Consider the following 9,642-nt stretch of genomic DNA (forward strand, 5'->3'; position numbering starts at 1 on the left):
CGGCGCCTGCATGCAGGCCGTCACGGATTTGGCGGTGGAATGCTGCGTCTCGCCTCCTGCGATTCGGCTCCGGCATGATGCCCGCATGTCCGGCCCTGCCCCCGACTTCCGCCTCTACCATTCCAATGCGCTGGACGTGCTGGCCGGGCTGCTGGCGGAGGCGCTGCGCACGCCCGCGCCAGGCCAGGGCCTGCTGGCGCCGGACACGGTGCTGATCCCGCAGGTGGCCATGCGGCGCTGGCTGCAGGCCACGCTGGCGCAGGTGCACGGCATCGCCGCCAACCTGGAATTCCTGACGCCGGGCGAATTCGTCGCCCGCGCGCTGGATGCCAACCTGGGCCGCAGCGATGACGATCTGGACGCCGCGGCGCTGCACTGGCGCCTGCACGCCGCGCTGACCGACCCCGCGCTGCTGGCGCGCCCGGCGCTGGCGTCGCTGGCCGCGTACGTGACCGGTGACGATCCGCTGAAGGCGTGGACGCTGGCCGGCGAGCTGGCCACCACCTTCGAGAAATACCAGGCCTGGCGCCGCGACTGGCTGCTGCGCTGGGAAGACGGCGCCGACCCCGACGACCCGCAGGCGATCCTGTGGCGCGCGGTTGCCGCCGGCCGTCGCCATCGCGTCCACCGCCTGCAGGCGTATCTGGCCCGGTTTGCCGATGGCGACGCCCGGCCAGTGGGCTTGCCACCGCGCCTGTTCGCCTTTGCCCTGCTCAACGTGTCCCCCGACGTGCTGCGCGTGCTGGCCACGCAGGCGCGGGTGGGCACGCTGCACTTCTACCTGCCCACGCCTACCGGCGGCGGCTGGGGCGATCTGCAGACGCATGCGCGCCGTGGCGAGGACGACGCCCCGGACGAGCATCCCCTGCTGCGCGACTGGGGCGCGGCCGGCCGCGATTTCCTGGCCCTGCTGGGCAGCTACGAACAGGTCCACCCCAGCTTCGAGGTGGACGCCTCGGCCGACCCCGAGCAGGCGCCCGGCGGCGTGCCCGACCGCCTGCTGGCGCGGCTGCAGGCCGACATCTTCCACCGCCGCGCCGTGCCGGGGGCTGCGCCGCGCGCGGCCGTGGACTTAAGCGATCCCAGCCTGCAGTTCCACGCCTGTCACACCCGCCTGCGCGAGTTGCAGGTGCTGCACGACCGGCTGCGCGCGCTGCTGGAGGACACGCGCTTCGATCCGCCGCTGCAGCCGCGCGACATCGCGGTGCTGGCACCGGACATCGATCCCTACGTGCCCTATCTGGACGCCGTGTTCGGCGGCCATGGCCAGGCCGATGCCATCCCGTACGCCGTTGCCGATGCCAGCCCGCTGGCGGGCGAGCCGCTGGCCGACGTGTTCCTGCGGCTGCTGGCGCTGCCGGTGGCGCGCTTCGGGTTGGAAGAGACCTTGGACCTGCTGGCCAGCCCGCCGCTGGCCGAGGCGGCCGGGCTGGATGCCGACGCGCTGGAGCGCCTGCGCGGCTGGCTGCATGCGGCCGGCGCGCGCTGGGGGCTGGATGCCGGCCACCGCGCCCGCCACGGTGCGCCCGCCGATGCCGCCTACACCTGGCAATTCGCGCTGGACCGCCTGCTGCTGGGGCACGCCACCGGCAGCGAGGAGGAGGTGGCGGGCGTGGCGCCGTGGCCGCAGCTGGAAGGTGGCGCGCTGTCGGCGCTGGACGCGCTGCTGCAGCTGCTGCGCGTGCTGGCGCGGCACGAGCGCGTGCTGTCCGAAGCGATGCCGCCGGCCCAGTGGCGCGAGCGCCTGCTGCAGCTGCTCGACGCGCTGCTGCCGCGGCCGCCGTCCGCCGCGCCCACGCAGCGTGCGCTGGAGCGCCTGCGCACACTGGTGGACGGCTTTGCCCGCGATGCCGCCCGCGCCGGCGTGGACGCCCCGGTGCCGGCGGAGGTGGTGCGCGCGCACTTCGCGCAGGTGCTGGGCGATGCCGATACCCGCGCCCCGCTGCTCACCGGGGGCGTCAGCTTTGCGCGGATGGTGCCGATGCGCTTGCTACCGTTCCGGGTGATCTGCCTGCTGGGCATGAGTGACGGCGACTTCCCGCGCCGTGATCCCGCTGCCGGGCTCAACCGCCTCACCGCCGAGCTGGGGACCGACCGCCGCCGCCTGGGGGATCGTTCCACCCGCGACGATGACCGCTACCTGCTGCTGCAACTGCTGACGTCGGCGCAGGATGTCTTGTATGTCAGCTGGTTGGGCAGCGATCCGCGTGACGGCAGCACCCGCGAGCCGTCGCCGCTGGTGGCGGACCTGGTGGCCGTCGCTGCCGCGCAACACGTGGACGTGGAGGCCGCACGCAAGGCGCTGGTGCTGGCGCATCCGCTGCAACCGTTCTCGCCCACCGCGTTCGGTGCCACCGATGCCGCCGGCCAGCCCAATCCGCGCGTCTTCAGTTACCAGGCCGCCTGGCATCCCGCCGCCGGTCGGCTGGCCGGCGCACGCCGCGCGCTGCCGCCGTGGATCGATGCCGCGGACGCGCTGGCACCGCCGGCGCAGGCCGAGGACGACCTCCCTCTGGATGCCCTGCGCCGCTTCCTGCTGGATCCTGCCGGCCAGTTCCTGCGCCAGCGCCTGCAGCTGCGGCTGCCGGAGCCGGACGAGGCGGTGGAGGACATCGAGCCACTGCAGGCACCGGGCCGCGGATTGGCGCACGCCCGGCTGCAGCGGGCGGTGTTCGAACGCCTGTTGGCCAGTGCGCAGCCCGACGCCCTGTATGCACCGCTGCGCGCCCGCGGCCTGCTGCCGTCCGGGCCGCTGGGCCGGCGTGTGCTGGACGACATCGTGGACGAAGTGACGCCGTATGCCGAGGCGTTTGCCGCATGGCGCGGAGGCGCCGCGGAGGACACGTTGGCGGTGGCCGTGGAGATCGACGGCGTGCGCCTGCATGGCCGTCTGGATGGCCTCTATGCCGGCCGCCTTGCGCGGCTGCGCTTCGGCACGCCCAACGGCCCGTCCGCGATCCGCCACGGCCTGGACTGGCTGCTGCTGCATGCTGCGGGCCACGCGCTGCCCTGCTTCGAATTCCACGACACGGATGCGGCGGGCGTCGGGCCGCACCCGCGCCCGGCCCTGTCGCAGGCAGCGGCCATCGACGCCCTGCGCACGCTGCTGACGCTGCGCCGTGAAGGCCTGCAGAAGCCGCTGCCGTTTGCACCCTACAGCGGCTGGGCGCTGTTCGCGGAAGAAGATCCGGTGCGCGGCGTGGTCAAGGCCGCCGCCAAGTGGCGCGGAAGCGGCAGCGGTGGCTGGGCGGAGGGCGCCGGTGACGCGCTGCGGCTGGCGCTGCGGGGCCGCGATCCCTTTGCGGACGATGCCGCGCTGCGCGACTTCGCCCGCGTTGCCGGCCTGGTGTTCGGTGCGGTGGTGCATGGCGCAGCCGCGCCCATCGACGTGGGCGATGCGGCGTTGCCGGACGACGACGCCGAGGACGCCGCATGAGCGCGCCTGATCCTTACCTCGCCGTTCCGCTGCAGGACGTGCAGCGCATCGAAGCCAGCGCCGGCACCGGCAAGACCTACACGCTGGCCACGCTGGTCACGCGGCTGGTGGTGGAGCGCGGCCTGCGCGTCGGCCAGATCCTGGCCGTCACCTTCACCGAGGCCGCCACGCAGGAGCTGCGCAAGCGCATCCGCGAGCGTCTGCAGCTGACGCTGGCCCTGCTGGATGCGCCGCCCACCGACGCCGCCCCGCCCGAGGCCGTGCTGACCCACCAGCTGCTGGCGCAACAGCGTGCCCGGGGTGTCGAGTCCGACGAGGCGCTGCGCCGCCGCCTGCGCCAGGCCACGGTGGACATCGACCTGGCCGCCATCTTCACCATCCACGGCTTCTGCATGCGGGTGCTGCGCGAACATGCGCTGGACGCCGGGCAGGGCTTCGACGTGCCGGAGCTGCTGGCCAACGACCGCGACCTGCGCGAGCAGGTGGCCGCCGATCTCTGGCGCGTCCATGCGCAGGACGCGGCCAGCGCCGACGATCTGCTGGCGCTGTGGAAGCAGGGCTACGCCGAACTGGCGCAGGACTTGCGCGATCTGCTGGAGGTGCCGGTGTTGCGGCCGCCGGCGGTGCCGATACCGGCCGATCCGCAGCCGCGTCTCCTGGCGGCGGGCCGGGCGCTGGCCGAGGCCTTTCGGGCGCACGGTGCGGACTTTCTCGCGGCGCTGCGTGCTGCCCTCGATGGCAAGGTACTTAACGGCCAGAGCTACAAGTTCGACTGGATCGACCCCCTGTGGTCGGCGTGGACGGCGTGGTGCGAGGCGGGCGCGTTCGACGCGCCACTGGATGCGAAGATCGAGCGCTTCACCGCCGCCGCCATGCGCGCCAAGGCGAACAAAGGCAAGGAAGCGATGCTGCCGGACTCACCGCTGTGCGACGCCATTGCGACCTACGTCGAGGCCGTGCAGGCGCACGAGGGGTATGTGGCCCGCCGCCGCGCGGCCCTGCTGCATCGCCTGCGCGATGACGCGCGCGACCGCATGGCCCTGCTTAAGCGGCAGCGCCGCGTGCAGGGCTACGACGACTTGATTGCCGGCGTCGCCAACGCACTGCACGGGCCGCAGGGCGACGCGCTGGCGCGCCAGCTGCGCGCGCAGTACGCGGTGGCGCTGGTGGACGAATTCCAGGACACCGACGCCCGCCAGTGGCGCATCTTCGACCGCGTGTTCGGCAGCGGCAGCGACGCCCCCGCGCTGTTCCTGATCGGCGACCCCAAGCAGGCCATCTACGGCTTCCGCGGCGGCGACGTGCACACCTACCTGGCTGCCGGCAAAGTGGCCACCGATGCACCGGCGCTGGCGCACAACTTCCGCTCGCGGCCGGCGGTGCTGGATGCAGTGGAGGCGCTGTACCGGCAGGCCGGTACGGCGGCGTTTGTCGATGACAACATCGTCTTCCACCCCGTCGAACCCGGCGGCAAGCGCCACGACCACGACTATCTGCGCGACGGTGCGCCCGCGCCGGCGCTGACCGTGTGGCAGGCACCCGCGCCCGCCGGCGAGGACGCCAAGGGCAAGGCGAAGACTACCTGGCGCGCGGCGGAGGCGCGTGACCTTGCCACCCGCGCCTGCGTTGCCGCCATCCACGGCGTGCTGACGGACGCGCGCGCGGGGCGGGCGCAGCTGAATGAGAAAGGCACGCTGCGTCCGGTGCAGCCGGGCGACATCGCCGTGCTGGTGCGCACCCATCGCGAGGCCACGCAGGTGCAGCGCGCGCTGGCACTGGCCGGCATCCCGGCGGTGGCGGCCGGCAAGCAGAGCCTGTTTGCCACCGACGAGGCGCGCGAGCTGCACGTGCTGCTGCTGGCGCTGTTGCACGGGGGCGACGACGGCCGCCTGCGCGCTGCGCTGGCCACGGTGCTGGTGGGGCAGGATGCTGCCGCCATCGATGCACTGGACCGCGACGGCGACGCCCACCGCCGCTGGCAGATGCAGGCGCAGCACTGGCGCGACCGCCTGCGCAGCGGCGGCCCGCTGGCGCTGGTCACCGCGCTGTGTACCGCCCAGGCCGACCGCCTGCTGGGGCTGCTGGACGGCGAGCGCCGCGTCAGCAACTTCCTGCAGCTGGCCGAAGCGCTGCAGGAAGCGCAGCGCACCGCATTGGGCCTGCACGGGCTGGTGGACTGGCTGGCGCGCCGCATCGCCGAGGCCGACCCCGGCGACGAGGCGCAGCTGCTGCGGCTGGAATCGGATGCCCGCCGCGTGCAGATCGTCACCCTGCACAAGAGCAAGGGCCTGGAATACCCGCTGGTGTTCCTGCCCTTCGTCGGCATCGGCGGCAAGCCGGCCGATCCCGGCCGCTACTGCACCGTGCACGACGCCGGGGCCGGCCGCCGCCTGCACTGGAAGCTGGAAGCGCTGCCCGAGGCCGGCTGGCCGGAGGCAAAAGCCGCCTGGCTGCAGGAACGACAGGCCGAGGACGCGCGCCTGCTCTACGTGGGCCTGACCCGCGCCGAGCACGCGCTGTGGCTGGCCACTGGTCCGTTCTACAACGCGGACAAGACCGCACTGGCGCCGATGCTGGGGGATGCCAACGCGCTGCGCGCCGCCGGCGTCGCGTTCGATGCCACGCTGCCGCCCGCGGACCTGCCGCGCCTGCCGGCCGCGCAGGACGGCGCGGTGCCGCCGGCGCGCACCCCGTCGCGCGTGCTGCGCAACGACTGGTGGGTGTACAGCTTCAGCCAGCTGGCCAGGGCGGAAGGCGGTGATGCCAGCAGCGCCGCCACCCTGCCCGCGCCCGGCGGCAGCGACGAGCCCGAGGCGGGCGAGGCCCTCGACGAGGCCCCGGCCGAAGCGGCGGCGTTCGACCCACGCTTTGCTGGCAACCGCTACGGCGTGGCGCTGCACGCCGCGCTGGAACACGCCGATTTCGCCGCCTGGCGCGCCTGGCGGGACGGCGCGCCTGCGCCCGCCGACGAGGCCCGCGTGATCGCCGCGGCGCTGGGCGGTGAAGGCTACGGCGAAGACGCGCTGGCCGACGGCGTGGCGCTGACCACGCGGCTGGTGGGCCACACGCTGACCGTCGCGCTGCCGGAAGGCGTGCGCCTGTGCGACGTGCCCGCCGACGCGCGCCGAGCAGAGCTGGAATTCCAGTTTTCCCTGCAGCCCACGCGCGTGGATGCGCTGCTGGCGCTGCTGCACGCGCACGGCGTGGTGCGCGAGCGTCAGGGCTTCGGCCTGCGCCAGCAGCTGGAAGGCCTGATGACCGGCCTGATCGACCTCACCTATCGCCACGACGGCCGCTGGTACGTGCTGGACTACAAATCCAACCGCCTGCCCGCGTATGACGCTGCGGCCCTGCAGCGCGCCATGGCGCACAGCGAATACGACCTGCAGGCGCTGATCTACACGCTGGCGCTGCACCGCTGGCTGCGTTTCCGCCTGGGCGATGCCGCATCCGGTGGCGGCTACGACTACGCGCGCGACTTCGGCGGCATCCGCTACGTGTTCTGCCGCGGTCTCGACGCCACCCGCAACCCCTCGCCCGGCATCCACGCGCAGTGCTTCGCGCCTGAGCTGGTGCACGCGCTGGACGCGTTGTTCGGCCACGCGGGAGGCACGCCATGAGCCTGCTGCGCGAACTCACCCGCCTCGGTGCGCTGCGCCCGCTGGACGACGCGCTGGCCAACACCCTGCGCCGGCTGGACCCGGCCACGCCGGACGCCGTGCTGGCCGCCGCCGCGCTGGCCTCGCTGGCGGTGGCGCAGGGCCACGCCGGCTTCGACCCCGCGCGTCCGCGCCTGGTGGTGGATGCCGACCTGCCGTGGCCCGATGCCGACGACTGGGCACGCCAACTCGCAGCTTCGCCCCTCGTCGCCACGCCCGACGCCCCCGATGCGCCGGCCGCCACCGCGCCGCTGGTGTGGGAGCGCCTGGGTGACGGCCAGCGCTTGCTGTACCTGCGCCGCTACCGCGAATACGAGCGCCGCCTTGCGCAGCGCCTGCGCGCCATCGCCGCTGCGCCGGTGCCGGCAAACGATGTCGAACTGCTTGCCCCGCTGTTTGTCCAACTTTTCCCCGATGCCGCCGCCGGTGATGCCCAGGCCCGCGCCGCCGCGCTGGCCTTGCGCCGCGCGCTGCTGCTGGTCACCGGCGGGCCCGGCACCGGCAAGACCACCACCATCGCGCGGCTGCTGGCGCTGCGGGTGGCGCAGGCGGTACACGCCGGCCACGCGCCGCCGCGGATCGCCTTGGCCGCGCCCACCGGCCGCGCCGCCGACCGCATGGCCGAAAGCCTGCGCGCCGCCGTGCAGCGCATGGCCACGCTGGGCGTGGATGCCGCCGTGCTGGCCGCGCTGCCCGCCACCGCCAGCACCCTGCACCGCCTGCTGGGCGTACTGCCGGACCGCCCGGATTTCCGCCATCACGCCGGCCACCCGCTGCCGTTCGACATCGTGGTGGTGGACGAAGCCTCCATGGTGGATCTGCCGCTGATGTGCAAGCTGGCCGAAGCCGTGCCCGACGGCGCCCAGTTGATCCTGCTGGGCGACCCGGACCAGCTGCCCTCGGTGGAAGCCGGCGACGTGCTGGCCGGCATCCTGCGCGCCACCGGCAACGGCGCCGCGCTGCGTGCGGACGATGCCGCCGCGCTGGCACCGCTGCTGGGCGGCGTGCAGCCGTTCACGCTCGACAACGCCCTTGCCCGTCAGCCCCATGGAGGCGATGCCGCAGCCCTGCGTCCCGACGGAGGCGATGCCTTGCCGTGTCATTCCTCCGGACGCGGGGATGACGAACCCGCGGCCGCCCCGCCCGCAACCCCCGCCCTGCACGGCCACCGCGTCCACCTCACCCGCGGCTGGCGCCAGAGCGACACCTTGGCACTGGCCCCGCTGGCCGACGCCGTGCGCCGTGGCGATGCCGTCGGGACGCTGGCCCTGCTGCGCGGTGGCGGCCTTGCCAATGTCCACTTCCACGAGAACGCGGACGACCCGCTGGCCGCGCCCGGCGTGGACCTGCTGGCGCATTTCCGCGCCCTGGCCGCCGCCACCAACCCGGCCGACGCCCTGGCCCGCGCCCCCCGCCTGCGCCTGCTCACCGCGCTGCGCGACGGCCCACAGGGCGCCCGCGGCCTCAACGCCCGCATCGAAGCGCAGCTCTCCGGCCACCGCATCGGCAGCCCGCCCGCCTGGTTCCCGGGCCGCCTCCTGCTCATTACCGAAAACAGCAACCGCCACCACCTGTTCAACGGCGACGTGGGCGTCTGCCTGGCCGATGCCGACGGCACGCCGCTGGCGTGGTTCCCCGGCGCCGACGGCCCGCGCGCCTTCCACCCCGCCGCGCTGCCCGCGCATGAATCCGCCTTCGCCATGACCGTGCACAAAGCGCAGGGCAGCGAATTCGACACCGTGTGGCTGCAATTGCCCCGCCGCGACGCCCGCGTGCTTAGCCGTGAATTGCTCTACACCGGCCTGACCCGCGCCCGCACTGCGTTGCATTTGGCAGGCAGCGCGGAGGTGATTGCCGCGGCGCTGGCAAGGCACGCGGGGCGGGTGTCGGGATTGGGGGGGAGGTTGCAATGAATTCCGGACAAAGCCATTCCCGGTGCTACACCCCGATTTGCCGCCTGCCGCGCCATTACGCCCCCATCCGTGGGTTCCATTTCAGGGGATTCAGCAACCGCCCTGCGACGAAACAGGGGCAAGTGGTTGAATTTCCGCGGGAATTCGCCTTGACCAGTGGCCGCCGTGCGCGCACTATCCTGCTTATGCCCCGCTTGTGGGGTCTACTAGGTGTTAGCTGGCATTGATGATTTCATCGACATTAGTGATGTTCGGCATTCGTTTCCGTTGCCGCTTGTTCGATTCCAGCGCGGCAATGGCAACGTCGATAGCCTCGCCAATTTCCAGCGCGTCCTGCTGCTCAGACTTGCCGCCTCGCCGCCAGTCGTTATGCTTTCGCAACACCTGCAATGCTTTCGACTCTTTCACTCAACCTCCAACGCTGGTCACAGCCAGCTAACAATTCATTCAAGCCGACTGCGCTTCGTGGCTTGACTAGGGTTTGTGTTTGGCCGCAGCGCAGCGGCTTAATTCAGGTGTTAGCAGCGCTTGTGAGGAAATTGGATGCGGACAAATTACGTACTCATCGACTATGAAAATGTGCAGCCTTCTGCACTCTCCGTCCTTGAGAAAGAACACTTCAAGGTCGTTGTCT

The 9,642-nt window shown here is 72.6% G+C and carries 4 protein-coding genes; 3 read left to right on the plus strand and 1 reads right to left on the minus strand.

The window, feature by feature from the left end:
- Positions 1-85 precede the first annotated feature (85 nt).
- From recC to ACK4SG_RS09910, 3 genes are read left to right on the plus strand one after another with little or no spacing between them, the layout of a single operon-like run.
- Positions 86-3,436: an exodeoxyribonuclease V subunit gamma gene (recC, locus tag ACK4SG_RS09900; RefSeq protein ID WP_409601576.1), complete on the plus strand. Its 3,351-nt coding sequence runs from the start codon at positions 86-88 to the stop codon at positions 3,434-3,436.
- A complete protein-coding gene (locus ACK4SG_RS09905; RefSeq protein ID WP_409601577.1) occupies positions 3,433-7,056 on the plus strand; it encodes a UvrD-helicase domain-containing protein in 3,624 nt (1,207 codons plus the stop codon). Before recC ends, ACK4SG_RS09905 begins: the two co-directional genes overlap by 4 nt.
- Positions 7,053-9,008: an AAA family ATPase gene (locus ACK4SG_RS09910; protein WP_409601578.1), complete on the plus strand. Its 1,956-nt coding sequence runs from the start codon at positions 7,053-7,055 to the stop codon at positions 9,006-9,008. Before ACK4SG_RS09905 ends, ACK4SG_RS09910 begins: the two co-directional genes overlap by 4 nt.
- Positions 9,009-9,221: 213 nt before the next feature.
- Here the strand turns inward: ACK4SG_RS09910 and ACK4SG_RS09915 are convergent, their stop codons facing one another.
- Positions 9,222-9,416 carry a hypothetical protein gene (locus ACK4SG_RS09915; protein ID WP_409601579.1) on the minus strand — a complete coding sequence of 65 codons (195 nt, stop codon included), beginning with the start codon at positions 9,414-9,416 and terminating at the stop codon, positions 9,222-9,224.
- Positions 9,417-9,642: the final 226 nt, after the last annotated feature.

This window comes from Thermomonas sp. (genome assembly GCF_046293095.1).
In the GTDB taxonomy this organism is placed as follows: Bacteria; Pseudomonadota; Gammaproteobacteria; order Xanthomonadales; family Xanthomonadaceae; genus Thermomonas.

Bases quoted from the DNA above. Each gene is read 5' to 3' on its own strand.
- recC (WP_409601576.1), top strand. From the start codon at position 86: ATGTCCGGCCCTGCCCCCGACTTCCGCCTCTACCATTCCAATGCGCTG.
- ACK4SG_RS09905 (WP_409601577.1), top strand. From the start codon at position 3,433: ATGAGCGCGCCTGATCCTTACCTCGCCGTTCCGCTGCAGGACGTGCAG.
- ACK4SG_RS09910 (WP_409601578.1), top strand. From the start codon at position 7,053: ATGAGCCTGCTGCGCGAACTCACCCGCCTCGGTGCGCTGCGCCCGCTG.